Here is a 25,062-nt window from a genome sequence, read left to right as displayed (position 1 = left end):
TATGGCGGCAGTCCGGTGTACGGGCGGCAGTCCGGTGTACGGGCGGCAGTCCGGTGTACGGGCGGCAGTCCGGTGTACGGGCGGCAGTCCGGTGTACGGGCGGCAGTCCGGTGTACGGCGGGCGCGTCGGCCGTTCCTCTTCGGCGGCAGCCCGCCGGGAGGAAGCGGTCGCGGCGGTGACATGTGATGCCCCCGCCGAAGAGCTCGGACCGCAGTCGCCCCGCCGACCCGAGCGACCCGGCCGAGCCCACTCAGGTCGGGCGCACCGCCATCTTGTCGAGGGCCGCCAGCAGACCTGGCAGCTCCGGTCCGCGTCCCACCGGCAGCACCTCGCCCGGCTCCTCGTCGAGCAGCACGAACGCGATGTCGTCGGTCCGCGCCACCAGCGACCACCCGGGACCGTCGGCGCGCAGGGTCCGCGCGTCGCCCGACGCGAACGACGACCGTACGCGGCCCAGCGGCGGCGGGGTCTCGACGTACGCCCGGGCCTCGGCGAGCACCCGCCGGATCCCCTGGTGGCGGGGCCCCTTGGAATCGCCTCGCGCGGCCCCTTCCGCGCCCTTGAGCGCCCTGGAGCCGCCACCGGAGTCCTCGGCCGCCCCGGAGCCGCTACCGGACCCTTCGGCAGCTCCGGAGCCGCCACGGGAGCTGTCGGCCGCCCCGGAGTCCTCGTCGGCGACCTCTGCCGCCGCGGAGTCGTCATCGCCGTCCTCGGTAGCCCGGGTCCCGCCGTCGACGCCCGCGGCCCCGTCGGAGCCGCTTTGCGGGCCCTTGAAGGCGTCGTCGTCGAGCTGCTCCCGCCACATCGCCCACTGGAGCGCGATCTCGTCCGCGCCCAGCCGCCGCTGCGCCGGTCCCCAGACGGTCGTGTCCGGCGGACACAGCGGCGGACCCTCCCCGGCCTCGGGGTCCGGATCATGCGGCGCCGGTACGCCGGGCGCCGCGACCGCGACCGCGAGAGGCCAGCCCGGCAGCGCGGCCACGACCGTCCGCTCCTCGGGGGACAGGTCGTACTCCAGGCCGCAGTCCCACGACGCGATGGCTACGGCCACCAGTGACACGTCGTCGATGGCGACCGTCCACCGCGCGCCGTCGCCGTCCTGCCCCAGCACCAGGCCGTACCCGTCGGCGAGAGGCGCGAGGCCGAGCGCCGCACAGGCCTCCGGGTAGTCGTCGCCCAGTACGCTCGGGAATTTCGCCGGCGTCAGTAGCAGCGCCGTGAGCACATAGAGCGCGTCGTCCGCGGCGGCGACGGTGTCCTCGTCCGTCCCGGCCATCCCAGCCTCCCCATAGGTTCGTCCATCGGCGCGCACCCTAGTGCGCCCGGAAGCCGCTTGTCACGACTCCCAGGCGCATGCGGAGCTGCAGTTTTCCGCCTGGACGGGACGAATCGGCCACCCGCGACCGATCGACTGCCCTCGATCGACCGATCGGCCCCCTCGGCCGATCGACCACCTCCGACCGGAGGTCTCAGGCCGCGGGGAGCCCCAGGAGCTCGCGCGCCACCGCTCTCGGTGACTCGTCGCGTTCCCGGGCCAGGGCGATGACGGCACGGCACGCCAGCTCGCTCACGCCGAACGACAGCGCCTCCGGTGACACCCAGCCCGTCGCCTCGTCGATCCGCTCCTGATCGTCCTCGGCGCAGGCCGAGACGTACGCGGCGGCCGCCTCGAACAAATTGTGCGCGCGCCGCTTCGGAGCGGTACTCGCCTCCTGCCGTACCGAGCCGAAGATTCCGGCGTACGCCTTGCGGACCCTGTCGAACATACTGACCACCTTCCCCCTGTGTGGTTCGCGCCGATGTGCCGTCCCCGCTTCACAACGTAGGGTCGAAGCGTCGTCGGCAGAAGGGGACGGTTCGGTGCAGCGCTTCGAACGGCTCGCGCAGATCAGGCGGTTGGACCCGTACCGGGACTCGCTCGAGATCCATCGCCTGAGCTCGGCGTACGAGTTCCCCTGGGACTTCACCCGGGCCCTCGAACTGGCCTTGTACCGCACCTATGCGGTGCCGGGCATCGGCCGGCTGCTCGCCGAGACGGCGGAGCTCACGGACCGTCCGCAGAAGCGCTACGACGACACGGTGCTGCTGCTCGACGCCGTCGTGGAGCACGGCTTCGACAGCGAGCAGGGTCGCACCGCGGTCCGTCGCGTCAACCAGATGCACCGCGGCTACGACATCAGCGACGACGACATGCGCTACGTCCTGTGCACGTTCGTCGTGATGCCCAGAAGATGGATCGACGCCTACGCCTGGCGCCGGCTGTCCCGTCACGAGATCGTCGCCTCGGTCGTCCACTACCGCACGCTGGGACAGCGCATGGGGATCACGGACATCCCCGAGACCTACGAGGAGTTCGAGACCTGTCTCGACGCCTACGAAGAGGCCCACTTCCGCTGGGACGAGGACGCTCGCCGGGTCTCGGACGCCACGCTCGCCCTGATGGCCTCCTGGTACCCGCGCCCCCTCGCGCCCCTCCTGCGCACCTCCACGCTCGCCCTCCTCGACGACCCGCTCCTGCGAGCCTTCCGGTACGCCCCGCCGGGCGACGTCACGCGCGCGGTCGTGCGCCGCGCGGTCCGGATGCGGGGGCGTGCGGTCCGCCTGCTGCCGCCCAGACGCGCACCGCACCACGCGCGCCAGAACTGGGAGGTCAAGGGCTACCGGGACGGCTACCGGCTGGAGGACCTCGGCACCCGCCCGCTGCCGGGCGTACGGGGTTGCCCCGTACGGCATCCGGGCAGGTCAACCTCCCAGTGAGTCCAGCGTGTCCCGCAGCCAGGTGAGTTCGGCCCGGGAGGTCGCGCGCGCGATGGTCAGGATGCCGCGCCTGAAGGGGTCGTCCACCTCCTCGGCTCGCAAGGGGCGGTCACCGGCGTAGAAGAAGCTCGCCGGCTCCTCCAGGAAGGCCAGCCGGCGCCGCAGCACGGTCGACTGGGCGTCGGGGTCGTCCAGATGCCGCAGAAAGGCGAGCACCGTGAACCAGCGGTTCTCGTCGGTGACATCGCGCTGGGCGGGTTCGGCGAGCCGGCGGCGCAGCTCACGCCTGCCTTCGTCGGTGAGTGTCAGAACGTGCCGCGGGGCTGCCACGGCGCCCGGCTCCGTGGCACGGGCCAGCAGGCCCGCCTTCTCCATGCGCTTGATCGCGGGGTAGAGCGTGCTCTCGGCCACCGGCCGCACATGTCCGGTGAGGGCGGTGATGCGTTTGCGTAACTCATAGCCGTGCAGCGGGGCGTCGTACAGGAATCCGAGGATGGAGAGCTCGAGCATGCCCGCATTCTCGCGCACCCGCGGTGTACATCGCCAGAGGAATACATCGCTTTCCCTATACATCGGTGGCGATGTATCGTCTGATCGACGGCGGACAGGAAGCCGATGACGAGGGAGACGTGATGAAGCAGGCCGAGTTCGACGGCAAGGGGAGCTGCGTCCGCTGGACGGAGACGCCGGGAGCGGAGCCCGCGAGGGTGTATGTGCACGGCCTGGGCGCCGCCTCGGCCGTGTACCACGCGCACGTGGCGGCCCGGCCCGAACTCGCGGGCCGGAGGAGTCTTTTCGTCGACCTTCCGGGGCACGGCATCAGCGACCGGCCCGAGGAATTCGGCTACACGCTCGACGACCATGCCGACGCCCTGGCGGTGGCGCTGGACGCGGCGGGTGTCACCGGCGCCGAGGTCGTCGCGCACAGCATGGGCGGCTCCGTCGCCATCGTCCTCGCCGGCCGCCGCCCCGACCTCGTGTCCCGTCTGGTGCTCACCGAGGCCAACCTCGACCCGTTCCCGCCGTCCACGGCGGGGAGCAGCGGTATCGCCTCGTACCAGGAGGACGCTTTCGTCGACGGTGGTCACGCGCGCGTGCTGGAGAAGGTCGGACCGCTGTGGGCGGCGACCATGCGGCTGGCCGATCCGCGCGCCCTGCACCGCAGTGCCGTCGGGCTCAGGAACGGTTCTCAGCCGGTCATGCGCACCATCCTCGAAGGGCTGGCGATCGAGCGCGTGTACCTCCAGGGCGAGCGGAGCGGTGAACTCGCGGGCAGGGAAACCCTGGAAGCCGCGGGGGTCCGGGTGGTGACGGTGACCGGGGCCGGCCACAACATCATGTTCGACAACGCCGACGCCTTCGTGGCGGCGGTCGCCGGCCGGAGCTGAGGCGCTCAGCCCTCCCGGACCGCGAGAGCCAGGAACCGCGTGTCCTCGTCGACGTACGACGTCATGCGCCACCCGGAACCGGCCAGCAGCGGACGGAGATTGGCCTCCGCGCGCAGGTCGTCCGGGGTGATCCGGCGGCCCTGCCTCGCGGCCAGCGCCTTCCTGCCGATCGGATGGAACAGCGCCAGCGTGCCGCCGAGGCGCACCACACGCGCCAACTCGCCCAGGTTCGCGGCCGGATGGGGCAGATGGGCGACGAGGCCCGCCGCGAAGACGGCGTCCACCGACCGCGAACGCAGGGGGAGCGCGGCGACGTCGGCGAGCAGCAGTCGCCCGTCGCGGCTCCGTCCGGCCCGCACCGCCGCCTCCAGCATGGCCGGCGTCAGGTCGGCCCCTGCGACCACTCCGGAGCTGCCCACGGCCGCCCGCAGCGGCGGCAGGGCCCGCCCGGTGCCGCAGCCCGCGTCGAGCACGCGGTCCCCCTTCCTCAGCCCGAGGGCGGCGACCGCGGCCGCGTACGCGGGGCCGTCGTCGGGGAAGCGGGTGTCCCAGTCGGCGGCCCGGGCGGTGAAGAACTCCTGGACGCGTGTGTGGTCGTCGCTCATGTTCCGCATGATCCCCCACCGACACGCATGACGTCTCGGTGCACACGTTCGAGCGCTGCGCGATCGCACAGCTGCATTTATGCGCCATATTCCAATAGCTTTCGAAATGCGCCCCCTTTGTGCACCCGTGCACCTACTAGCGTCCACGAGCCATGGGACACTTGGACCACGCCACCTTCGGCTGGCTGACCCCCGCGCTGTCATACGTGATGGCCTGTATCGGTGCCGCGCTGGGGCTGCGCTGCACCGTCCGAGCCCTCGGCACCACCGGTCGCTCACGTCGCAACTGGCTTCTCACGGCGGCCTCGTCGATCGGGACCGGCATCTGGACCATGCACTTCGTGGCGATGCTCGGCTTCGGCGTCAGCGGTACCGACATCCGCTACGACGTGCCGCTCACCGTCCTGAGCCTGATCGTCGCCATGGCGGTCGTCTCCGCCGGTGTCTTCGCCGTCGGCTACGGCCGGGACCGCACGCGCGCACTCCTCCTCGGCGGACTCACCACCGGGCTGGGTGTCGCGAGCATGCACTACATCGGCATGGCGGCGATGCGGCTGCACGGCGACGTGACGTACGACCCGGTGCTCGTCGGGCTCTCGGTCCTGATCGCCGTCGTCGCCGCGACCGCGGCCCTGTGGGCGGCGCTCAACATCAAGTCGCCGGCCGCGGTCACCGCCGCCTCCCTCGTCATGGGTGCCGCGGTCAGCAGCATGCACTACACGGGCATGTTCGCGGTGAGTGTGCGCGTCACGCCCTCCGGCGCGGTACTGCCCGGGGCGACGGTCATGCAGTTCATCTTTCCCCTCGCCGTGGGCCTCGGGTCCTACCTCTTCCTGACCTCGGCATTCGTCGCGCTGTCGCCGACGACAGGGGAACGCGAGGCATCCGTGTCGGCCCAGCAGCCGATCGAGAGCGTCGCCCCCTAGCCGCGGTCCCCGCCGCCACGAACCACTTCCCGAGCGAGGAGGCCATGCGTACACCCCGTAGGACCGCCGCAGCCGGCGCCGAGACGCCGTCCCCGTCCGCCGCCCGCGGTCGCCGCGCGCACGCCGGACCACCCGCCGAAGAAGGCCTCGAGGAGTCCCCGGCCGCGCCGGCGGACAGTGCGCACGTGCGCGGGAGTGGCTGGCGGATACGTCCGCGCACCGTCCGCGCCAAGATCGTCTGTCTGCTGATGGTGCCGGTCGTGTCGCTCCTGGCCCTCTGGGCCTCCGCCACCGTGAGCACCGCTCAGGACGTCTCCAGGCTGAATCAGTTGCAGCGCGTGGACTCCGAGGTCCGGGCTCCCGTGGGAGCCGCGGTCGCCGCACTCCAGGCCGAACGCACCATCGCCGTGCGTTACGCGACCGACCCCGCCTCCGCGTCGGGCGACGACTACCGCGGCATGGCCCGCCGCACCGACCGGGCCGTCGCGAAACTGCGGCTCGGTGACCGCAACACCGTCGCCGACAGCCAGGATCTGCCCGCAGGCGTCGCCCGACGACTCGAAACGTTCGTCATGGGCGTCGAGGACCTGCGCTCGCTGCGGGCCGACGTGCTCGGCGGCCGCGCCGGATGGGACGAGGCGTACGGCCGCTACACGAACAGCATCACGGCCGCCTTCCGGGTGGACGGCGCGTTGACCGGCATCCAGGACGCCGACCTCGGCTCCGACGCGCGCGTACTGCTCGAGTTCGCCCGCGCGGGAGAGGCGCTCGCCCAGGAGGACGCGGTGCTCTCCGGCGCACGCCTCGTCGGCACGCTCGACGGAGAGCGGCTGCGGCTGTTCACCGGGGCTGTCGACACCCGCCGGGCTCTGACGGAGTCCGCCGTGGTGGACCTGCGCGGCTCCGAACGCGCCGCCTGGCAGAACCTCGCCGAGAGCGGCGACTACGCCACCCTGGGCGCCGTCGAGGACCGCGTCCTCGCCAGTGGCCCGGGTGCGCGAGCGATGGGCGCGGCGCCGCAGGACGCGTGGGACAAGGCCCACACACGCGTGCAGGGCGGCATGCGGATGATCGAGGCGGACGCCGGACGCGGCGTGGCCGACCGGGCCGACCCGTTCACCCGCGGACTGCTCACCTCGGCCGGGGCCGGCGTACTCCTCGGACTCGTCGCCGTCGTCGCGTCACTCGTCATCTCGGTGCGCATCGGACGCGGTCTCGTCGTCGAACTGATCGGCCTGCGCAACAGCGCCCTGGAGATCGCCCGGCGCAAACTTCCCGACGCCATGCGCAGACTGCGCGCGGGCGAGGAGGTCGACGTCCGGGAGGAGGCCCCGCCAGGGCCACGCGCGGAGGACGAGACCGGACAGGTCGCCGAGGCTCTCAGCACCGTCCACCGGGCCGCCCTCCTGGCCGCCGTGGAACGCGCCGAACTGGCCAGCGGCATCTCGGGCGTGTTCGTCAACCTCGCGCGGCGCAGCCAGATCCTCGTCCACCGTCAGCTGCGCCTCCTCGACAGCATGGAACGCAGGTCCGACGACCCCAACGAACTCAGCGACCTGTTCCGGCTCGACCATCTCACCACCCGCATGCGGCGCCACGCGGAAAGCCTGATCATCCTCTCCGGCGCGGCCCCCGGCCGGGCCTGGCGCATGCCGGTCTCCTTGACGAACGTGGTCCGCGCGGCCGTCTCCGAGGTCGAGGACTACGCGCGCGTGGAGGTACGACAGCTCTCCGAGGCGTCCGTCACCGGCGCCGCCGTCGCAGACGTCACCCACCTGCTGGCCGAGATCGTCGAGAACGCAGCCCAGTTCTCGCCGCCGCACACGCGTGTGCGCATCAGCGGCGAGCCCGTCGGCAACGGCTACGCGATCGAGGTGGAGGACCGCGGACTGGGCATGGGCAAGGAAACCCTCGCCGACGCCAACCGGCGCATCGCCCAGTCCGAGGCCCTCGACCTGTTCGACAGCGACCGGCTCGGTCTCTTCGTGGTCAGCAGGCTCGCCGCCCGCCACGACATCAAGGTGCACCTCCAGACATCGCCCTACGGCGGTACCACCGCGGTCGTCCTGATCCCCACACCCCTGCTGCACAGCGGCGCGGAGGAACGTTCCCGCCGTGAGTCCGTGGAAGCCCAGCGCCCCGCGGAACGCGAGTACGCGCGCGTGGCGGGTGCCGCCGCGCAGCAGGAAGCCGTCCCCCCGTCCGCCGACCGCCCCGCGCTGGTCGCCCCCATACCGGCCCCGACGGACAGCCGGACCGAAGACCCACCCCCCGGAGTCACCGCCTTGCGCCTGCACCGCCCCCCGGACGACGCCGAGGGATCCGACGACCTCCCGCGCCGCGTACGGCAGGCCAGCCTCGCCCCCCAACTGCGGGAGCGGGCCGGCGAGGAGGCGGCGCGACCGACCGACCCGCGCGGCGACGACCAGCGCACCCCAGAACTCGTACGCGACCGAATGGCTGCCTACCGCGCGGGCTGGACACGCGGCGGCGGCAGGCAACCCGGCCGTGGTGCCACCCCAGGATCCGCACCGGGCAGCGACAGAGGCGAAGGAGATCCCGCATGATCCAGGACCCGAGCATGAGGGCAGCCCAACGATCCGGCGAACTCGACTGGCTGCTCGACGATTTGGTGATGCGCGTGAGCGAGGTCCGGCACGCCGTGGTGCTGTCCAATGACGGACTCGCCGTGGGTGCTTCGACCGACCTGCGCCGGGAGGACGCCGAACACCTCGCCGCGGTCGCCTCCGGCTTCCACAGCCTGGCCAAGGGGGCGGGCAGGCACTTCGGCGCCGGCGGTGTGCGTCAGACGATGGTGGAGATGGACGACGGGTTCCTCTTCGTGGCAGCCGCGGGCGACGGCTCCTGCCTCGCCCTGCTGACCGCGGTGACCGCCGACATCGGCCTGGTCGCGTACGAGATGGCCCGGCTGGTCAAGCGCGTAGGCGAGCATCTGCACAGCGCGCCGCGCCTCTCCGCCCAGCCGCCGGTCGCCGGCTGACACGAGAGAGCGATCCGCGGACATGACCGAAGGCAGGCCGCGCGCCCCACGCGAGCAAGGCAGCCAGTGGTACGACAACGAGGCCGGGCCCCTCGTGCGCCCCTACGCCATGACGGGCGGCCGGACCAGGTCCGGTCCCGCCGGGGTGCGCTTCGACCTGATCGCGCTCGTCACCCTGGACCCGGGGGCGCCCGGGGCCGACGACGACATCGCTCTCGGCCCGGAACACCGCGCCTTGGTCGACCTGTGCCGCACCGAGACACAGTCCGTCGCCGAACTCGCCGCGGACGCCGACCTTCCGGTGGGCGTGGTCCGGGTGCTCCTCGGTGACCTGCTGGAACTCGGCTGTGTCACCGTCAGCCGTCCGGTGCCTCCCGCGCAACTGCCCGACGAACGGATTCTGCGCGAGGTGATCGAGGGGCTGCGGGCCCTGTAGATGAACACGCGGAACCATACGGACCCGTACGGACATGTACGGCATCGGCTTCCGCCGCTTTGTGCGCACCGACCGGCCGCGAGTCGGCCCGATCGGTCAGAAAGCGGTCGAACCACCCGGAAGGAGAACGTGGTTGCCATGATGCTGGCTTCGCGCACTCGCCCAGCAGCCTCGTGCGGACCGTCCGCCCGCGCGCGGCACACACCTACGGACGTCGACCGTTGCCGGCACTCCCGAGAGAAGTGATCGATGGTCTCCGAGCACTCCGATGCCATGGACGACGACACGAGCGCCCTGGCGTTGAAGATATTGGTCGCCGGCGGATTCGGCGTGGGCAAGACCACCCTGGTGGGCGCCGTCAGCGAGATCCGGCCGCTGCGTACCGAGGAACTGCTCAGTGAAGCCGGCCAGTCGGTGGACGACACCGACGGGGTGGACCAGAAGGTCACGACGACCGTCGCCATGGACTTCGGCCGCATCACCATCCGCTCCGGCCTCTCCCTGTACCTGTTCGGCACGCCGGGTCAGGACCGATTCTGGTTCCTGTGGGACGAACTGTCGCAGGGCGCCCTGGGAGCCGTCGTCCTCGCGGACACCAGGCGACTGGAGGACTGTTTTCCCGCGGTGGACTACTTCGAGCACCGCCACATCCCGTTCGTGGTGGCCGTCAACTGCTTCTCCGGCGCCCGGTCCTACGGCGCCGCGGAGGTCGCGCGGGCCCTCGACCTCGACCGCGGAACACCCGTCGTGCTCTGCGACGCCCGCGACCGCGACTCGGGCAAAGAGGTGCTGATCCGGCTCGTCGAGTACGCCGGGCGGATGCACACCGCCCGGCTGCTCGACTCCGTCAGCTGACGCACCGGCTTCGCGGGAGGGACGCCGTCAGTGGGCGACGGACTTCTGCGCCAGGACCTTCTCGACCGAGACGCGCACGAGGAGTTCACCCGGGACGCCGTTACGGGCGCCGAACTCCTCGGCCCGCTCCTCACCCATGTACCGGGCGGCGATGCGTGTGGCCCAGTGCCGCACCTCGTCCAGGTCCTCCGACAGCCCGGCCCGCCCCTGGAGCACCACGAAGTCGAACGGCGGCCGGTCGTCGTCCACACACAGCGCGACCCGGCCGTCCCTGGCCAGATTGCGCCCCTTCACGGTCTCCTTACCGGTGTTGAACACGAGGTCGTCCCCGTCCAGCAGGAACCAGATCGGAGCCACGTGCGGGCTCCCGTCGGCCCTGACGGTCGACAGCTTCCCGGTGCGGGTCCCGTGCAGGATGAACGCCCGCCACTCTTCATCGGTCATCTTCTGTGCCATGTCCCCATCCTCCTTGCCCGGCGCCCGACGGTGGGGAAGGCTGGCTGAGAGATCCTCCGGCCAGGGGGAGACAGCGTACGGGGAGACCGGATCATGGCGCAGAACCAGGGACTCGGCTGGCTGCTGGACGACCTGACCGAACGAGTCGAACATGTACGGCACGCGTTGGTGTTGTCCAACGACGGACTGGTCACGGGGGCGAGCACGGGACTACGGCGGGAGGACGCGGAACATCTCGCCGCCGTCTCGTCCGGGCTGCACAGCCTCGCCAAGGGCTCGGGACGGCACTTCGGCGCGGGCAGGGTGCGGCAGACGATGGTCGAGTTCGACGACGCCGTCCTGTTCGTCACCGCGGCGGGCGCCGGCAGCTGCCTGAGCGTGCTCAGCGGTGCGGAGGCCGACATAGGCCAGATCGCCTACGAGATGACGCTGCTCGTCAACCGGGTCGGCGAGCACCTCGGCGTGGACCCGCGACAGCCCGAGCGGACCTCCGCCGCAGACCTCTGACCTGCAATTTCCTCATCCCCGTGGAGTTATCCACAGGCTTGCCACGAGAACCGCCGTTCCGGCTACGGTTTTTGCACGGCGAGCGCACACGGCGTGAGCCACCGACTCCACGGGGGAGATCGACCATGCCCGGCCACACCATCACGCAGCCGCCCGCCCTCTCCTGCGCACCGAGCCGCGCCGCCCGGGAACTGGGCCTCAAGCGAGCCGAGTTCGAGCTCGCCGTACACCTGGGACGCGTCCGGACCGTTCCCGACGAAGGCGGCGGAGGAGCGCGTCGCGTCGCACACGCCGAGATCGAGCGGCTGCGTGCGGCCGAGGGCTTTCCCGAGGGGCTCCGCGAGAGCGTCAGGGCCGTGGGGACCAAGGAGGGCGCGGCCCTCATGGAGGTGACGACGGCTCGCTTCACCCGGCTGGCCCGTCTGGGCCTGGTGACCCCGGTGTCGTTCTACCTCAACCGCTACCGCGCGGTGGTCTGGCTGTATCTCGCCGACGAGGTACGCGAGTTCGCCGCCGGAGCGGAGCAGTCCCGACTGCTGAGCGGACGGATCCCCGAAGGGCTGCGGGGCCAACTCGACGCGGGAGTCGACCTACGGCCCCGGAACTGGAGGGGACGGCGCCTGGGATTCCTGCTGCGGCATGCCGACGACTCCTGGGAGCGGGCGGGAGCCCTGGCCGCCCTGCTCGATCCCGTCCATCTCGCGGAGACCGTCACGGATCCCTACGAACGCTCCTACGTCAACCGGTTCAGGCCGGGACCCCCTGGGCAAGGCGCACCCGGCTCACCCTCCGCCCACCTCGCCGAGAAGATCACGACGGCGGCCGACCCGGACGAGATCGGCTGGCTGAGGGCCGACCTGACCCGCACCGTCGAGGAGGCGCGCCGACACCGGCCCGCGCCCCGCCCCGCACTGCTCGACGGCCCGCCCGCGGGCCGCCCGTCCCCGCCGCGCCCACCCCGCGACGTGACGCGCGCAGCCCGAAACGAGACGCGCGCGCCGAAGCGGCCCGAGCGCGTGCGCGGGCTGCTGGGCCGACTGCGCCGACGAAAGCCATGACCTACAGCGCGCGGAACAGACCCTCCTGGACCACGGACACCAGCAGGCGCCCCTCCACGTCGTAGATCCGTCCGCGGGCCAGGCCGCGCCCGCCGGTCGCGACCGGCGACTCCTGGTCATACAGGAACCACTCGTCCGCGCGGAACGGGCGGTGGAACCACATGGCGTGGTCCAGCGACGCCATGTCGAAGCTCCGCGGACCCCACAGCGGTTCGATCGGTATGCGGACCGCGTCCAGCAGCGTCATGTCGCTCGCGTACGTCAGCGCGCACGTGTGCACCAGCGGGTCGTCGCCGAGCGGACCGACCGCGCGCATCCACACCGCGCTGCGCGGTTCGGCTCCGTCTATGTCCTCGGCGTTCCAGCGCAGCCGGTCCACGTACCGGATGTCGAAGGGCTGGCGGCGCGCCATCCGCTCCAACTGCTCGGGCAGCGCACCCAGATACTCCCGTATCTCCTCCGTGACCGACGGCAGTGATTCGGGGTCCGGGACCTTGCGGGCCGGCGGCAGCTGGTGCTCGAAAGGCCCTTCCTCAGGCTTGTGAAAGGAGGCGGTGAGATTGAAGATCGTGCGGCCCTGCTGCACGGCGGTGACCCGGCGGGTGGTGAACGACCGTCCGTCGCGGACCCGTTCGACCTGGTACACGATCGGCACGCCCGGACGGCCCGGGCGCAGGAAGTACGCGTGCAGGGAGTGCACCGGGCGCTCGCCGTCCGTGGTGCGCCCGGCGGCGACCAGCGCCTGGCCCGCCACCTGGCCGCCGAAGACCCGCTGCAAGGATTCCTCCGGGCTGCGGCCACGAAATATGTTGACCTCGATCTGTTCCAGGTCGAGCAGGTCGACGAGGCTCTCGGCCGGGTTTGTCATGCGGGAAGTTCTCCTTGGCTCACAGCTGGCCGACATCGGTGACGCGGACGACGGCCCGGCCCTCGTCGTCCGAGGCAGCGAGATCCACCTCGGCGCTGATGCCCCAGTCGTGATCGCCGTTGGGGTCGTCGAAGATCTGGCGGACACGCCACAGGCCGTGCTGCGGCTCCTCCTCGATCAGGAGCAGCTTGGGGCCGCGGGCGTTCGGGCCCGTGCCGAGCTCCTCGTACTCGTCCCAGTACTTGTCCATCGCCTCGCCCCAGGCCCCGGCGTCCCAGCCGGACTCGGCGTCCATCTCGCCCAGCTCCCCGACACGGTCGAGAGCCGCCAGTTCGGCGCGGCGGAACATGGCGTTGCGGACGAGGACGCGGAAGGCGCGCGCGTTGGCGGTGACCGGCTTGACCTGGTCGGCCCTCTCCTGGGCCTCCTCGGCGGTCATCACCTCCGGGTTGGCCAGCTGTTCCCACTCGTCCAGCAGGCTGGAGTCGACCTGGCGCACCATCTCGCCGAGCCAGGCGATCAGGTCCTCCAGGTCCTCGGACTTCAGGTCGTCCGGGACGGTGTGCTCAAGGGCCTTGTAGGCGCTGGCCAGGTAGCGCAGCACGATGCCCTCGGTGCGCGCCAGATCGTAGTGGGAGACCAACTCCGTGAAGGACATGGCCCGTTCGTACATGTCGCGGATGACGGACTTCGGCGACAGCGGGTGATCGCCCACCCAGGGGTGGCTCTTGCGGTAGGTGTTGTACGCGTGGAAGAGCACCTCTTCCAGCGGCTTCGGGTAACTGACGTCCTGGAGACGCTCCATGCGCTCCTCGTACTCGACGCCGTCCGCCTTCATCGCGGCGACGGCCTCGCCGCGCGCCTTGTTCTGCTGGGCGGCGAGGATCTGCCGCGGGTCGTCCAGCGTCGACTCGACCACCGACACCATGTCCAGCGCGTAGGACGGCGACTCCGGGTCCAGCAGCTCGAACGCGGCCAGCGCGAACGTGGAGAGCGGCTGGTTGAGGGCGAAGTCCTGCTGGAGATCGACCGTGAGCCGCACGATGCGGCCGGTGGCGTCCGGCTCGTCGAGTTTCTCGACGATGCCGCCGTCCAGCAGGGAACGGTAGATGGCGATCGCGCGCCGGATGTGCCGGAGCTGCTGCTTGCGCGGCTCGTGGTTGTCCTCCAGCAGCCGGCGCATCGCGTCGAAGGCGTTGCCGGGTCGTGCGATCACCGACAACAGCATGGTGTGCGTCACCCGGAAGCGGGATGTCAGCGGCTCCGGGTCGGAGACGATGAGCTTGTCGAAGGTGCTCTCGCTCCACGCGACGAAACCCTCCGGCGCCTTCTTGCGGACCACCTTGCGGCGCTTCTTGGCATCGTCACCGGCCTTGGCGAGCGCCTTCTCGTTCTCGATGACGTGCTCGGGCGCCTGCGCGACGACGAAGCCCGCCGTGTCGAAGCCGGCTCGCCCGGCGCGGCCCGCGATCTGGTGGAACTCACGGGCGCGCAGGGTGCGCACGCGCGTGCCGTCGTACTTGGTCAGGGCGGTGAACAGCACCGTGCGGATGGGTACGTTGACGCCGACGCCCAGCGTGTCCGTGCCACAGATGACCTTCAGCAGGCCGGCCTGGGCGAGCTTCTCCACCAGGCGCCGGTACTTGGGCAGCATGCCGGCGTGGTGGACACCGATGCCGTGCCGCACGTAGCGGGAGAGGTTGCGGCCGAACTTGGTGGTGAAGCGGAAGTTGCCGATCAGGTCGGCGATCTGCTCCTTCTCCTCCCGCGTGCACATGTTGATGCTCATCAGCGCCTGCGCGCGCTCCACGGCCTGCGCCTGGGTGAAGTGCACGATGTAGACGGGGGCCTGCCGGGTGTCCAGCAGGTCGGTGAGCGTCTCCGTGAGCGGGGTGTACCGGTACTCGTAGGACAGCGGCACGGGGCGGTTCGCCGAGCGCACCACCGAGGTGGGCCGGCCGGTGCGGCGGGCGAGGTCCTTCTCGAAGAAGGAGACGTCGCCGAGAGTGGCCGACATCAGGACGAACTGCGCCTGCGGCAGTTCGAGCAGGGGGATCTGCCAGGCCCAGCCGCGGTCCCCCTCGGCGTAGAAGTGGAACTCGTCCATGACGACCTGGCCGACGTCGGCGTCCCTGCCGTCGCGCAGGGCGATCGACGCGAGCACCTCGGCGGTGCAGCAGATCACGGGCGCGTCGGCGTTGACGGACGCGTCACCGGTGAGCATGCCGACGTTCTCCGTGCCGAAGATCTTGCACAGCTCGAAGAACTTCTCGGAGACCAGCGCCTTGATCGGGGCGGTGTAGAAGGTGACCTCGTCCCGGGCGAGCGCCGCGAAATGGGCGCCCGCGGCGATCATGCTCTTGCCGGAGCCGGTAGGCGTCGACACGATCACGTTGGCGCCGGAGACCACCTCGATCAGCGCCTCCTCCTGGTGGGGGTAGAGCGTGAGGCCGCGCTCCCGCGCCCACGACTCGAAGGCTTCGTAGAGGGCGTCGGGGTCTGGGGTCGGCGGCAGCTGATCGATGAGGGTCACGCCCCCATCTTGCCTGGCCTTGGACCCGATGCGGGAATCGGATGCCGGTCCGAAGATCACGGACGCTACGCTGTGTCGCCGACGGAGCGTCAACGCACCCGGTCAACTGGACAGCGGCTTAAGAGGAATGGGGCGGGCAACGGCCATGATGGGACCAGCACACTCACTGTCGGGGGCCGCCGCCTGGCTCGGCGTCGGGGCGGCGACCGCAGCGGCGGGGCATCCGATGCCCTGGCCGGTCCTGCTGTGCGGCGCGCTGATCTGCGCCGGCGCCGCCCTCGCCCCGGACCTCGACCACAAGGCCGCCACCATCTCGCGGGCGTTCGGACCGGTCTCGCGCTGGATCTGCGAGATCGTCGACAAGCTCTCCGCCGCCGTCTACAAGGCCACGAGGAAGCAGGGCGACCCGCGTCGCTCCGGCGGACACCGCACCCTCACCCACACCTGGCTGTGGGCGGTGCTGATCGGCGCGGGCACCTCGGCGGTGGCGATCACCGGCGGACGCTGGGCGGTGCTGGCGATCCTCTTCGTGCACATGGTGCTGGCCATCGAGGGTCTGCTGTGGCGGGCGGCCCGCGGCTCCAGCAGCGACGTGCTGGTGTGGCTGCTCGCCGCGACCACCGCGTGGATCCTCGCCGGTGTGCTGGACAAACCGGGCAACGGCGCGGACTGGCTCTTCACGGCGCCTGGCCAGGAGTACCTGTGGCTGGGACTGCCGATCGTGCTCGGCGCCCTGGTGCACGACATCGGGGACGCCCTGACCATCTCAGGCTGTCCGATCCTGTGGCCGATCCCGTTGGGCCGCAAGCGTTGGTACGCCCTCGGACCGCCCAAGGCGATGCGGTTCCGGGCCGGCAGTTGGGTCGAGCTCAAGGTGCTGATGCCGGCGTTCATGGTGCTCGGCGGAGTGGGCTGCGCGGCGGCGCTCAACTTCATCTGAGGAGCGCGGTCAGGCCCTCACGGGCATCCGACGTCAATCGCGGTGGCGGTGGCGGCTCAGGCCGCGCCGCCCCCGGTTCCCGGGCCGCCCGCACCGCCGTAGCGGCGCTCGAACTGGGCGATGCGGCCTTCGGAGTCCACCGTGCGTGCCTTGCCCGTGTAGAACGGGTGGCTTTCCGAGGAGATCTCCACGTCGACGACCGGGTACGTCTCGCCGTCGTCCCACTCGACGGTCTGGTCGCTGATCGCGGTGGACCGCGTGAGGAAGGCGTAGCCGGCTGCTCGGTCGCGGAAGACGACGGGGTGGTAGTCGGGCTGCTTGTCCTGCTGCATGACTGCTCCTCGTACGGGGGTGGTGAGTGCGGCGGGCCGAGGCGGGTCGGCTCAGCCGGACAGGGTGTCCTCGTCGACGATGTGCATCGCGGCCTCCTCGGCGGACGCGGCCGCGCCGTCGATGCCCACGTCCATGGCGATCAGCGCGCTCTCCTCGTCCTCGTGCGCACCCTCGTCCGGGGCCACGAGCCGCCCGGAGCGGAGATCGCCGACCTCGTTGTCCAGGGCTTCCCCGTCGCTGCCCGCGCAGTCGCCGATACCGTCGCCGTCGGGGACGCCGAGATCCGGCACCTCCTCCGCCAGACGCTGCTCCAGCGTCTCGCCCCGATGCCGCTCGGCGGCCGTGACGTCGGCGCGTTCCACCGCCCACGGCCGGTCCGGAGGGGACCAGCCCCGGTCCAGGGGGTCACCGACGCCGTCGTTCTCCAGGGTGTCTTCCACGTCGAGGAGCCCCGTGTCGGCCTGGACGTCGGATCCGTCGGGCTGGTAGACGTCGTCTCCCCATCCGTCGACGCTGTTCACGGGTACCTCCAGGGGGTGGGAACCGGCCCGCCCGCACCGCGGTCGACCACCGGCCGCCGCCGCACGGGGCGCAGGCTGCACGCGGCACGCACCGGACGATTACCGGGCGCTTCCCGAACCTGTGCCGCTCTCCAGCGTTCCACCTGCGTTCGGGACCGCGCAACGGCAGAGGGCGCGGAGAGCCTTCGCACCGGCCCGCCTCCCGGCATTCCCACCGGCCCACCGGCCGCGACCGGCACCGGCTCCCACCCCCTCCACAGCACGCGCGCCGGGTCGCCCGGCCGCCCCTGTCAGGGCGACGACCCTCCCTGGTACGGGCTGCCGCGCCCGGCGGGGCCCGCGCTGCCCGGCCGCCGACGATTCACGCCGGATCCGCGCAGCCCCCACCGGCGGCGGCCGGATCCATGCAGCTCCCACCGACGAAAGACGAGTCGGCACAGCTCACACCAGCGGACGCCGAGTCCGAACGGCCACCTCCGGCCGACGCCCGACCCGCTCGGCAACCAGCCGCACCCGGCGTACGCGGTGCTGTCAGCCCTGTCAGCCCTGTCAGCCCTGTCAGCCCTGTCAGCCCTGTCAGCCCTGTCAGCCCTGTCAGCCCTGTCAGCCCCGCCAGTCCTGTCAGCCGTGCCAGGAGCGCCACAGCGCCGCGTACGCGCCGTCCGCAGCCACCAGCTCGTCGTGGCTGCCCAGCTCACTGATGCGCCCGTTCTCCACGACGGCGATCACGTCGGCGTCGTGGGCGGTGTGCAGACGGTGGGCGATGGCGATGACCGTGCGGCCGTCGAGGACGCGCGCCAGGGAGCGCTCCAGGTGCCGTGCGGCCCGCGGGTCGAGCAGCGAGGTCGCCTCGTCCAGGACCAGGGTGTGCGGGTCGGCCAGGACCAGCCGGGCCAGCGCGATCTGCTGGGCCTGGGCCGGGGTGAGCGCGAGACCGCCCGAGCCGACCTCGGTCTCCAGGCCGTCGTCGAGCGCGCGCGCCCAGCCGTCCGCGTCCACCGCGCCCAGTGCCGCCCACAGCTCGGCGTCGACCGCGTGGGTACGGGCGAGCAGGAGGTTGTCGCGCAGGGAACCCACGAACACGTGGTGCTCCTGGTTGACGAGGGCCACGTGCGAGCGGACCCGCTCGGCGGGCATCCGGGACAGCTCGGCGCCCCCGAGAGCGATACGGCCCGTCCGGGGCGCGTAGATACCGGCGAGCAGCCTGCCCAGCGTGGACTTGCCGGCGCCCGAGGGGCCGACCAGTGCCATCCGGGTGCCGGGCGCGACCGCCAGGGACACCTCGCGCAGTACGTCGACGCCCGCGCGGTAGCCGAAGTGCACCCCGTCGGCGTGGACGTCGCGCCCGTCGGGGGACACCGACTCGTCCCCGGCGGCGGACTCGACGTCCCGGACCCCGACCAGCCGGGCCAGCGACACCTGCGCCACCTGGAGTTCGTCGTACCAGCGGAGGATCAGGTTCACGGGGTCGACCAGCATCTGGGCGATCAGCGCACCCGTGGTCAGCTGGCCGACGTCGATCCAGCCCTTCAGCACGAACACCCCGCCGATCATCAGGACGGAGGCGAGCACGGTCACATGCGTGACGTTGATGACCGGGAAGAGCACCGACCGCAGCCAGAGCGTGTAGCGCTCCCAGGCCGTCCACTCCTTGATCCGCAGCTCCGACTGCTCGACGCGGCGGGCCCCGAGCCGGTGCGCCTCGATGGTGCGCCCGGCGTCCACGCTCTCGGTGAGTGCCGCGGCGACGGCGGCGTACCCGGCGGCTTCGGAGCGGTAACCGGCGGGTGCCCGTTTGAAGTACCAGCGGCAGCCGATCACCAGCACCGGTGCGGCGATGAGTACGGCGGGCGCCAGGGGCGGCGCGGTGACGACGAGCCCGCCGAGCAGCAGCACCGTCCACATCACGCCGATGGCGAGCTGCGGCACGGCCTCGCGCATGGCGTTGCCCAGCCGGTCGATGTCCGTGGTGATCCGGGAGAGCAGGTCGCCCGTGCCCGCCCGCTCCAGGACGCCCGGCGGCAGTCCGACCGACCGTACGAGGAAGTCCTCGCGCAGGTCGGCCAGCATCCGCTCGCCGAGCACCGCGCCCCGCAGCCGCACCTCGCGCACGAACACGGTCTGGACGAGCAGGGCGATCACGAACAGGGCGGCGGTGCGCTCCAGATGAAGCTCCCGTGTCTGGTCCGACACGCGTTCGACCAGACCGCCCAGCAGCCAGGGACCCACCATCGAGCTGACCACGGCGACCGTGTTGACCGTGATGAGCAGCAGGAAGGCACGGCGGTGCCTACGGAACAGTTCGGCCACGTAGGCGCGTACGGTCGCGGGGGCACCGACAGGCAGGGTGTTCGCCGTCGTCGGGGCCGCCGGGTCGTAGGCCGGTGGCGCCACGCCGATCATGCGGTCTCCTCGATCTCTTCCAGGGCGCCGCGGAAGGCACCGTCGTCATCTGATTCATCCGAGGCGTCCGTCGCGTCCGATTCAGCTGATCGTGCTGATCGTCCTGATCCGGCTGATGCCGCTGATCGCGCTGTCACGGTCGATCCCACGGACCTCGCTGCTCCGGCCGATCCAACCGGTCCGGCCGCGACCGCCGATGCGGCCGCTGACGTGGCCGCCGGTGTGCCAGCCGCGACAGCCGCGGTCGTCATCGCTTCCGCCCCGGTCCGTGGACCGTCGCCGAAGTCCCGCTCCTCTTCCGTCTCCCGTGTGACCACCGCTCGGTACCGCGGTTCCGTGTGCACCAGTTCCCGGTGCACGCCGACGGCCAGCACCTCGCCCTCGTGGACGAGGACGACCCGGTCCGCGCGGTCGAGGAGCAGCGGCGAGGAGGTGAACACCACCGTTGTGCGGCCCGCCCGCACCCGGCGAAGGCCCTCCGCGATCCGGGCCTCGGTGTGGGAGTCCACGGCGGAGGTCGGTTCGTCCAGGACGAGGACCTCCGGATCGGTGATCAGCGACCGCGCCAGCGCGAGACGCTGGCGCTGGCCGCCCGACAAGGAACGCCCGCGTTCGGTGATCCGCGCGTCGAGCGGGTCCTCGGCGTCGAGCGACCCCTGCACGAGCGCCTCCAGCACGTCCCCGCACTGCGCGGCCGCCAGCGCCTCCCGCGGATCGACGTCACCCGAGGCGGGCACGTCGAGCAGTTCGCGCAGCGTGCCGGACAGCAGGACCGGGTCCTTGTCCTGGACGAGGACGGCCGTCCGTGCGGTGTCGAGGGGCAGTTCGTCCAGCGGCACACCGTCCAGCAGCGCGGAGACGCCGGCCTCGGCCGGGTGCCCGCCGAGCCGTTCCGCCAGCCGTCCGGCCGCGTCCGGGTCGCCACAGACCACCGCCGTGAGCCGGCCGGCCGGCGCGAGCAGACCGGTGTCCGGGTCGTACAGGTCGCCGGAGGGGACGTCGGCGGCGCGTGAGCCCGCGGTGTCCGTGGCCCGTTCCAGCGCCAGCACACCGGCGGCGCGCCGGGCCGAGGGACGCGAGAAGGAGTACGCCATGGCGATCTCCTCGAAGTGCCGGAGCGGGTAGGTGAGCACCATGACCGAGCTGTAGACCGCGACGAGTTCACCGACGGTGATCCGGCCCTGCCGGGCCAGGTGGACGCCGTAGCAGACGACCGCGATCAGCAGCAGGCCGGGCAGCAGTACCTGGATCGCCGAGATCAGGGACCACATCCGGGCGCTGCGCACGGCGGCGTGGCGGACCTCCTGGGAGGCGCGGCGGTAGCGGTCGAGGAACAGGTCCTCGCCGCCGATGCCGCGCAGCACGCGCAGACCGGCGACGGTGTCGGAGGCCAGTTCGGTGGCGCGTCCGGCCTTCTCGCGCTGGAAGTCGGCGCGCCGGGTCGCGCGGGGCAGCAGCGGCAGCACGGCGAGCGCCAGCACGGGAAGTCCCACGGCGACGACCAGGCCGAGCGCGGGCTGGTAGACGACCAGGCCCACGCAGACCAGCACCACGGTGACCGCGGCCGCCGTGAAGCGGGAGACGGACTCCACGAACCAGCCGATCTTCTCGACGTCGCCGGTGGAGACGGCCACGACCTCGCCGGCGGCGACCCGCCGGGTCAGGCCGGAACCCAACTGGGCGGCCTTGCGGGCCAGGAGTTGCTGTACGCGCGCTGCCGCCGTGATCCAGTTGGTGACCGCGGCCCGGTGGAGGAACGTGTCGCCGACGGCGATGGCCACGCAGAACAGGGCCATCAGCCCGCCGGCGAGGGCGAGCCGGGTGCCGGAGCGGTCGACGACGGCCTGCACGGCGTAACCGACGCAGAACGGCTGGGCGGAGACGGCCGTGAAGTGCAGCAGTCCCCAGGCCAGCGCCCGGAACTGACCGCCCAGCTGATTGCGGCCGAGCCACCACAGGAACCGGGGCCCCGAACGTGTGTCAGGCACGCCGGGGTCGGGATACGGAAGGTCTTGAATCTGCATGACGTCCCAGTGGCTCTGTCGGGGGAGTGGGGAGGCGGATCGAAGGAACCGCGGGGTGCGGCAACAAACCGTGAAAGGTTCGCGTCGGGGCGTGGTCAAAATCAACCGGTTTTCCGGAGTCCCGCACGGATCCGGCTGCGGACGGCGTGCGAGCCGGCCTGCCCGGCATGGATGAAATGTCGGTAACTCTAGGCAAACGTCCGGAAATCGGTGTGAGGATGGGGTGATGCAGAGATTGGGCGCAGGGCGGGCACTGACGGTACTGGTGGCGCTGACGGCCGTCGTGACGCTGTTCGGCTGCGATGGTCCGGGAGAGGGAAGCGGTGGCGGGGCGAGGTCTCCCGCCGAAGCGGGCCGCGCCCGCCCGAGCGCCACGGACCCCACCCGCATCCCGGACGTCGGCGCGCGCCTCCAGCGGCGGATCCCCTCCGGCTCCCGTCAGGTCCTGGCGGTCTACGGGGACGGCAAGGACTCGGCGGACTCCACGGCCGTGCTGTACGCCAAGCGGGGCTCCACCTGGGACCGCACCCGCGACTGGCCCGCGCACAACGGCAAGAAGGGCTGGACCACCGGCCATCGCGAGGGGGACGGGCGCAGCCCCGTGGGTGTGTTCACGCTCAGCGACGCCGGCGGTGTGCTCGCGGACCCCGGGTCGAGGCTGCCGTACACGAGGTCCGCCGGCTTCGCGGCCCCACGCTGGTGGGCCCGATCGCACTGGCACGACTTCGACTACGTCATCGCCATCGACTACAACCGCGTCAAGGGCACCCCGCCGAACGATCCGACCCGGCCCGAGGGTGCGGGGAAGGGGGGCGGTATCTGGTTGCACATGGACCACGGCAGCGGTACGTCGGCCTGCGTCAGCCTGTCGAAGTCGGCGATGGAGTACCTGCTGCGCACGCTCGACCCGGACCGTCATCCTGTGGTGGTGATGGGAGACAGGGCGGACCTGAACGCCTAGTACGCGCGACGGCCCGGTGTGCGCGGCCGAGGCCTCATTGCGGCGGCGGCCGACTCCCCGTAGAACTCCGGCCATGAGAAGCCGGATTAGCATGTCCATGCTCACAGCGTTCGCGGGAGTGCCCCTCCTGCTGGGCGCCGTCGTCGGGGCGGGGCCGGCACAGGCCGCGTCGGGCGCCTCTCGGTCCGCGGCCGCCTCCTCCCGGTCCGTGGCCGTCCCCGCCGAGTTCGGTACCGACTGGCACGACCCGCTCACCGCGGGCCCACCCGTGAGCAGGCCACATGGAAAGTCCTGCCAAGTCACCCTCGTCGAGGCGCAGTTCCGTGACTTCACGCCGTACGAGGGTGCGTACGCGCCCCCGAGCGGCTGCGGTGAGCGCTGGGGAAAGGTCGTGCTGCGGCTCGACGGCAAGGTCAAGGGACGGCAGTACGACCGGCTCGGCCATCTGCGCGTCGGTGGCGTGGAGATCTTCCGTACCTCGACACCGGAACCGTCGCCCGACGGCATCGAGTGGTCCGTGGAGAAGGACGTCACGCGCTACAGCGACACGTTCCGCCACGCGCGGGACGTCGAGATGCTCATCGGGAACGTCGTCGACGACACGTACACGGGCGTCATCGACGTCAAGGTCACGCTCACCTTCTACGCCGCCTCCACCGACGGCGGCCGGCCCACGACCCCCGCCCAGGTATCGTCCCCCGGCCGCATACCGACCCCCGGCCACGTCCCGACCCTCGGCCACGCCCCGACCCGCCATCAAGCATCGCCCCCCGACCGCGTGTTGACCCTCGCCGACGGTGTCACCCTCACCACCCCGCGCAACAGCGAGCGCATCGTCGCCGAGGTGTACGCCACCGGCTCGGGCGGCGGGTGCGAGGAGTACTGGTACCTGACGGTGCCCGACGCGGCGCCGTACTCCTGCAAGGCGGACCAGGGCGCCTACCGGGAGGTCCAGATCGAGGTCGACGGCCGCCTCGCCGGTATCGCCACGCCCTTCCCGACCGTGTGGACCGGCGGTTGGTCCAACCCCTTCCTCTGGTACGTGGTCCCGGGGCCCCGCGCCTTCGACATCAAGCCGATCGAGTACGACCTGACCCCCTTCGCGGGCATCCTCAACGACGGCCGCCCGCATCGCGTCGAGGTGTCGGTCGTCGGTGTGCCCGAGGGGCGGTCCGGCTGGAGCACTCCGGTGAACGTGCTCGTCTGGCAGGACGCGCGTCGCGCGCACGTCGACGGCGGACTCACCGTGCACGAACCCGGTGACCTCGCCAACACCTCCACATACACACCTGGTTCGGAGCATCGCGTGGACACGCAGGGCGCGCACCGGCTCACCGTCGCGGGTTACGTCGACACCTCGCACGGCCGGGTGACGACCACCGTCGTCCGTTCGCTGGCGAACGACTCCGCGCACCACTGGACCGACGGCGAGAGCACCGACGGCCTGACCGCCACCTGGACGGACGAGGAGTCGGTGACCGTCGACGGACGCGGACCGGCCCGCACGACCCGTACGGACCGGACGTACACGATGGACGGGACGACGACCGTCGGCGCGGACGACCGGCTGCGCACCGTGTTGACGCTCGGCGACCGTGCCGCGGTCGTGCAGACACGCGGGGGCAGGCGCACCGGGTGGTCGCGGCTCGACGACACCTACACGGGCGACGCCACGTTCACCGTCAACGTGCCGCGCGAGCAGCGGCACGCGGTCGGTACCACGGGCGAGCGCTATCGGTTCCGCGGCTCGGACGGCTGCCATGACCGCTCCCTGACGACTGTTCAGGGGGTGCTCACGCAGGATCGGAACCGCTGCTGATGCCGCGACCGTCGGCCGCGTAACCCCGTCGGCCCCGTCGGCCGCGTAACCCCGTCGACCCCGTTGACCCCGTCGGCCGTGGCCGCGACCGGTTCGCACACCCGGCCGGCGGGGCGGCCGCCCGTCAGCAACCCCGCCGCGGCTCCATGACGCCGTCCACCAGTGTGTCCAGCAGCCCCCCGAGCACCGCGCGCTGCTCACCCGTCAGCGGGGCCAGGATCTCCTGCGCGGCGGACACGCGCGCGCCGCGCAGTTCGCGCAGGGCCTGGCGGCCGTCGTCCGTGAGTTCGATGCGGATCACCCGGCGGTTGGTCGGGTCCGGGACCCGTCGCACCTTGCCGCTCGCCTCCAGGCCGTCGACCAGGGTCGTCACGGCCCGGGGCACCACTTCGAGGCGGGCGGCGAGGTCGGCCATGCGGGGCGGGGCGTCGCAGTGCGCCAGGGTGCGCAGCAGCCGGGCCTGGGCCGGTGTCACGCCCAGCCCGCACTGCTCCAGGTGGCGCTTCTGGATGCGGTGCACCCGGCGCGTGAGCCGCAGCAGTTGCTCGGCGAGCACGCCGTCGGGATCAGGGGTGGTCATGCGGGAACAATATCAGGACCAGGTTCATTGTGAGTATAGGTAACAATGAGCTATGCTCCATGAATCCTCACCGTCTCACCCTCCGTAGGA

The 25,062-nt window shown here is 71.6% G+C and carries 23 protein-coding genes and 1 pseudogene; 12 read left to right on the top strand and 12 right to left on the bottom strand.

Annotation, left to right across the window (positions count from 1 at the left end; all coding sequences use genetic code 11):
• Positions 1 to 251 precede the first annotated feature (251 nt).
• Positions 252 to 1,277, bottom strand: coding sequence for a hypothetical protein (locus ACWCQK_RS15765; protein WP_451155685.1), 1,026 nt, complete (start codon positions 1,275 to 1,277; stop codon positions 252 to 254).
• Positions 1,278 to 1,470: 193 nt separating this feature from the next.
• Entirely contained in the window at positions 1,471 to 1,767 is a 297-nt protein-coding gene (locus ACWCQK_RS15760; RefSeq protein ID WP_451155684.1) for a hypothetical protein, read from the bottom strand.
• Between the two features lie 94 nt (positions 1,768 to 1,861).
• On the opposite strand from ACWCQK_RS15760, the gene ACWCQK_RS15755 reads away from it, so the two are divergent.
• Positions 1,862 to 2,758, top strand: a complete 897-nt coding sequence (locus ACWCQK_RS15755) for an oxygenase MpaB family protein (protein WP_451155683.1) — start codon at positions 1,862 to 1,864, stop codon at positions 2,756 to 2,758.
• On the opposite strand, the gene ACWCQK_RS15750 is transcribed toward ACWCQK_RS15755, so the two are convergent.
• A complete protein-coding gene (locus ACWCQK_RS15750; RefSeq protein WP_451155682.1) occupies positions 2,744 to 3,268 on the bottom strand; it encodes a PadR family transcriptional regulator in 525 nt (174 codons plus the stop codon). The two genes, ACWCQK_RS15755 and ACWCQK_RS15750, sit on opposite strands and share 15 nt — an antisense overlap.
• Positions 3,269 to 3,390: 122 nt before the next feature.
• Here ACWCQK_RS15750 and ACWCQK_RS15745 point away from each other — a divergent pair, with 122 nt between their 5' ends.
• Positions 3,391 to 4,146: an alpha/beta fold hydrolase gene (locus ACWCQK_RS15745; protein WP_451155711.1), complete on the top strand. Its 756-nt coding sequence runs from the start codon at positions 3,391 to 3,393 to the stop codon at positions 4,144 to 4,146.
• Positions 4,147 to 4,151: 5 nt separating this feature from the next.
• On the opposite strand, the gene ACWCQK_RS15740 is transcribed toward ACWCQK_RS15745, so the two are convergent.
• Positions 4,152 to 4,751: a class I SAM-dependent methyltransferase gene (locus tag ACWCQK_RS15740; RefSeq protein WP_451155681.1), complete on the bottom strand. Its 600-nt coding sequence runs from the start codon at positions 4,749 to 4,751 to the stop codon at positions 4,152 to 4,154.
• A 152-nt stretch (positions 4,752 to 4,903) separates the two neighbouring features.
• Between ACWCQK_RS15740 and ACWCQK_RS15735 the strand changes: the two genes are divergently transcribed.
• The 5 genes from ACWCQK_RS15735 (at position 4,904) to ACWCQK_RS15715 (ending at position 9,969) form a co-directional block, all read left to right on the top strand.
• The gene (locus ACWCQK_RS15735; RefSeq protein WP_451155680.1) at positions 4,904 to 5,677 is read left to right on the top strand and encodes an MHYT domain-containing protein; all 774 of its coding nucleotides are present in this window, start codon (positions 4,904 to 4,906) and stop codon (positions 5,675 to 5,677) included.
• A 44-nt stretch (positions 5,678 to 5,721) separates the two neighbouring features.
• Positions 5,722 to 8,244, top strand: coding sequence for a nitrate- and nitrite sensing domain-containing protein (locus ACWCQK_RS15730; protein WP_451155679.1), 2,523 nt, complete (start codon positions 5,722 to 5,724; stop codon positions 8,242 to 8,244).
• Positions 8,241 to 8,678: a roadblock/LC7 domain-containing protein gene (locus ACWCQK_RS15725; RefSeq protein ID WP_451155678.1), complete on the top strand. Its 438-nt coding sequence runs from the start codon at positions 8,241 to 8,243 to the stop codon at positions 8,676 to 8,678. The genes ACWCQK_RS15730 and ACWCQK_RS15725 overlap by 4 nt, the downstream gene beginning before the upstream one ends.
• Before the next feature lie 22 nt (positions 8,679 to 8,700).
• Entirely contained in the window at positions 8,701 to 9,114 is a 414-nt protein-coding gene (locus ACWCQK_RS15720) for a DUF742 domain-containing protein (protein WP_451155677.1), read from the top strand.
• A 249-nt stretch (positions 9,115 to 9,363) separates the two neighbouring features.
• Positions 9,364 to 9,969 carry a GTP-binding protein gene (locus ACWCQK_RS15715; protein ID WP_451155676.1) on the top strand — a complete coding sequence of 202 codons (606 nt, stop codon included), beginning with the start codon at positions 9,364 to 9,366 and terminating at the stop codon, positions 9,967 to 9,969.
• 27 nt (positions 9,970 to 9,996) lie between these two features.
• On the opposite strand, the gene ACWCQK_RS15710 is transcribed toward ACWCQK_RS15715, so the two are convergent.
• Positions 9,997 to 10,425, bottom strand: coding sequence for a PPOX class F420-dependent oxidoreductase (locus ACWCQK_RS15710; protein ID WP_451155675.1), 429 nt, complete (start codon positions 10,423 to 10,425; stop codon positions 9,997 to 9,999).
• 93 nt (positions 10,426 to 10,518) lie between these two features.
• Between ACWCQK_RS15710 and ACWCQK_RS15705 the strand changes: the two genes are divergently transcribed.
• Both ACWCQK_RS15705 and ACWCQK_RS15700 read left to right on the top strand, forming a co-directional pair.
• On the top strand, positions 10,519 to 10,932 hold the full coding sequence (locus ACWCQK_RS15705; protein WP_451155674.1) for a roadblock/LC7 domain-containing protein: 414 nt from the start codon (positions 10,519 to 10,521) through the stop codon (positions 10,930 to 10,932).
• Positions 10,933 to 11,057: 125 nt separating this feature from the next.
• The gene (locus ACWCQK_RS15700) at positions 11,058 to 11,990 is read left to right on the top strand and encodes a DUF6397 family protein (RefSeq protein ID WP_451155673.1); all 933 of its coding nucleotides are present in this window, start codon (positions 11,058 to 11,060) and stop codon (positions 11,988 to 11,990) included.
• 1 nt (position 11,991) lies between these two features.
• Here ACWCQK_RS15700 and ACWCQK_RS15695 read toward each other — a convergent pair whose 3' ends face one another.
• Positions 11,992 to 12,858 (bottom strand): acyl-CoA thioesterase, encoded by an 867-nt coding sequence (locus tag ACWCQK_RS15695; protein ID WP_451155672.1) that lies wholly within the window; start codon positions 12,856 to 12,858, stop codon positions 11,992 to 11,994.
• Between the two features lie 19 nt (positions 12,859 to 12,877).
• Complete coding sequence (locus tag ACWCQK_RS15690; RefSeq protein WP_451155671.1) at positions 12,878 to 15,391, bottom strand: DEAD/DEAH box helicase; 2,514 nt, start codon at positions 15,389 to 15,391, stop codon at positions 12,878 to 12,880.
• 145 nt (positions 15,392 to 15,536) lie between these two features.
• On the opposite strand from ACWCQK_RS15690, the gene ACWCQK_RS15685 reads away from it, so the two are divergent.
• Positions 15,537 to 16,331, top strand: a complete 795-nt coding sequence (locus tag ACWCQK_RS15685) for a metal-dependent hydrolase (protein ID WP_451155670.1) — start codon at positions 15,537 to 15,539, stop codon at positions 16,329 to 16,331.
• Positions 16,332 to 16,387: 56 nt separating this feature from the next.
• Here ACWCQK_RS15685 and ACWCQK_RS15680 read toward each other — a convergent pair whose 3' ends face one another.
• The 4 genes and pseudogenes from ACWCQK_RS15680 to ACWCQK_RS15665 all read right to left on the bottom strand — a co-directional run.
• Positions 16,388 to 16,663, bottom strand: coding sequence for a type B 50S ribosomal protein L31 (locus ACWCQK_RS15680; protein ID WP_451155669.1), 276 nt, complete (start codon positions 16,661 to 16,663; stop codon positions 16,388 to 16,390).
• A gap of 51 nt (positions 16,664 to 16,714) precedes the next feature.
• Positions 16,715 to 17,185, bottom strand: coding sequence for a DUF5709 domain-containing protein (locus ACWCQK_RS15675; RefSeq protein ID WP_451155668.1), 471 nt, complete (start codon positions 17,183 to 17,185; stop codon positions 16,715 to 16,717).
• A 621-nt stretch (positions 17,186 to 17,806) separates the two neighbouring features.
• A complete protein-coding gene (locus tag ACWCQK_RS15670) occupies positions 17,807 to 19,588 on the bottom strand; it encodes an ABC transporter ATP-binding protein (RefSeq protein ID WP_451155667.1) in 1,782 nt (593 codons plus the stop codon).
• 290 nt (positions 19,589 to 19,878) lie between these two features.
• Positions 19,879 to 21,612, bottom strand: a pseudogene (locus ACWCQK_RS15665) (ABC transporter ATP-binding protein); the annotation flags it as partial.
• 226 nt (positions 21,613 to 21,838) lie between these two features.
• Between ACWCQK_RS15665 and ACWCQK_RS15660 the strand changes: the two are divergent.
• Positions 21,839 to 22,573, top strand: a complete 735-nt coding sequence (locus ACWCQK_RS15660; protein WP_451155666.1) for a L,D-transpeptidase family protein — start codon at positions 21,839 to 21,841, stop codon at positions 22,571 to 22,573.
• 73 nt (positions 22,574 to 22,646) lie between these two features.
• Positions 22,647 to 24,392 carry a peptide-N4-asparagine amidase gene (locus ACWCQK_RS15655; protein ID WP_451155665.1) on the top strand — a complete coding sequence of 582 codons (1,746 nt, stop codon included), beginning with the start codon at positions 22,647 to 22,649 and terminating at the stop codon, positions 24,390 to 24,392.
• Positions 24,393 to 24,516: 124 nt separating this feature from the next.
• On the opposite strand, the gene ACWCQK_RS15650 is transcribed toward ACWCQK_RS15655, so the two are convergent.
• Positions 24,517 to 24,972: a MarR family winged helix-turn-helix transcriptional regulator gene (locus ACWCQK_RS15650; protein WP_451155664.1), complete on the bottom strand. Its 456-nt coding sequence runs from the start codon at positions 24,970 to 24,972 to the stop codon at positions 24,517 to 24,519.
• Positions 24,973 to 25,062: the final 90 nt, after the last annotated feature.

Source organism: Streptomyces sp. NPDC002306 (assembly GCF_053593435.1).
This window is presented reverse-complemented; position numbering and strand designations above follow the sequence as displayed.

What these genes read in the sequence shown, in the direction of transcription:
- ACWCQK_RS15765 (WP_451155685.1), bottom strand. Translation starts at nt 1,277, where the DNA reads ATGGCCGGGACGGACGAGGACACCGTCGCCGCCGCGGACGACGCGCTC.
- ACWCQK_RS15760 (WP_451155684.1), bottom strand. Translation starts at nt 1,767, where the DNA reads ATGTTCGACAGGGTCCGCAAGGCGTACGCCGGAATCTTCGGCTCGGTA.
- ACWCQK_RS15750 (WP_451155682.1), bottom strand. Translation starts at nt 3,268, where the DNA reads ATGCTCGAGCTCTCCATCCTCGGATTCCTGTACGACGCCCCGCTGCAC.
- ACWCQK_RS15745 (WP_451155711.1), top strand. Translation starts at nt 3,391, where the DNA reads ATGAAGCAGGCCGAGTTCGACGGCAAGGGGAGCTGCGTCCGCTGGACG.
- ACWCQK_RS15740 (WP_451155681.1), bottom strand. Translation starts at nt 4,751, where the DNA reads ATGAGCGACGACCACACACGCGTCCAGGAGTTCTTCACCGCCCGGGCC.
- ACWCQK_RS15735 (WP_451155680.1), top strand. Translation starts at nt 4,904, where the DNA reads ATGGGACACTTGGACCACGCCACCTTCGGCTGGCTGACCCCCGCGCTG.
- ACWCQK_RS15730 (WP_451155679.1), top strand. Translation starts at nt 5,722, where the DNA reads ATGCGTACACCCCGTAGGACCGCCGCAGCCGGCGCCGAGACGCCGTCC.
- ACWCQK_RS15725 (WP_451155678.1), top strand. Translation starts at nt 8,241, where the DNA reads ATGATCCAGGACCCGAGCATGAGGGCAGCCCAACGATCCGGCGAACTC.
- ACWCQK_RS15720 (WP_451155677.1), top strand. Translation starts at nt 8,701, where the DNA reads ATGACCGAAGGCAGGCCGCGCGCCCCACGCGAGCAAGGCAGCCAGTGG.
- ACWCQK_RS15715 (WP_451155676.1), top strand. Translation starts at nt 9,364, where the DNA reads ATGGTCTCCGAGCACTCCGATGCCATGGACGACGACACGAGCGCCCTG.
- ACWCQK_RS15710 (WP_451155675.1), bottom strand. Translation starts at nt 10,425, where the DNA reads ATGGCACAGAAGATGACCGATGAAGAGTGGCGGGCGTTCATCCTGCAC.
- ACWCQK_RS15705 (WP_451155674.1), top strand. Translation starts at nt 10,519, where the DNA reads ATGGCGCAGAACCAGGGACTCGGCTGGCTGCTGGACGACCTGACCGAA.
- ACWCQK_RS15700 (WP_451155673.1), top strand. Translation starts at nt 11,058, where the DNA reads ATGCCCGGCCACACCATCACGCAGCCGCCCGCCCTCTCCTGCGCACCG.
- ACWCQK_RS15695 (WP_451155672.1), bottom strand. Translation starts at nt 12,858, where the DNA reads ATGACAAACCCGGCCGAGAGCCTCGTCGACCTGCTCGACCTGGAACAG.
- ACWCQK_RS15685 (WP_451155670.1), top strand. Translation starts at nt 15,537, where the DNA reads ATGATGGGACCAGCACACTCACTGTCGGGGGCCGCCGCCTGGCTCGGC.
- ACWCQK_RS15680 (WP_451155669.1), bottom strand. Translation starts at nt 16,663, where the DNA reads ATGCAGCAGGACAAGCAGCCCGACTACCACCCCGTCGTCTTCCGCGAC.
- ACWCQK_RS15670 (WP_451155667.1), bottom strand. Translation starts at nt 19,588, where the DNA reads ATGATCGGCGTGGCGCCACCGGCCTACGACCCGGCGGCCCCGACGACG.
- ACWCQK_RS15660 (WP_451155666.1), top strand. Translation starts at nt 21,839, where the DNA reads ATGCAGAGATTGGGCGCAGGGCGGGCACTGACGGTACTGGTGGCGCTG.
- ACWCQK_RS15655 (WP_451155665.1), top strand. Translation starts at nt 22,647, where the DNA reads ATGAGAAGCCGGATTAGCATGTCCATGCTCACAGCGTTCGCGGGAGTG.
- ACWCQK_RS15650 (WP_451155664.1), bottom strand. Translation starts at nt 24,972, where the DNA reads ATGACCACCCCTGATCCCGACGGCGTGCTCGCCGAGCAACTGCTGCGG.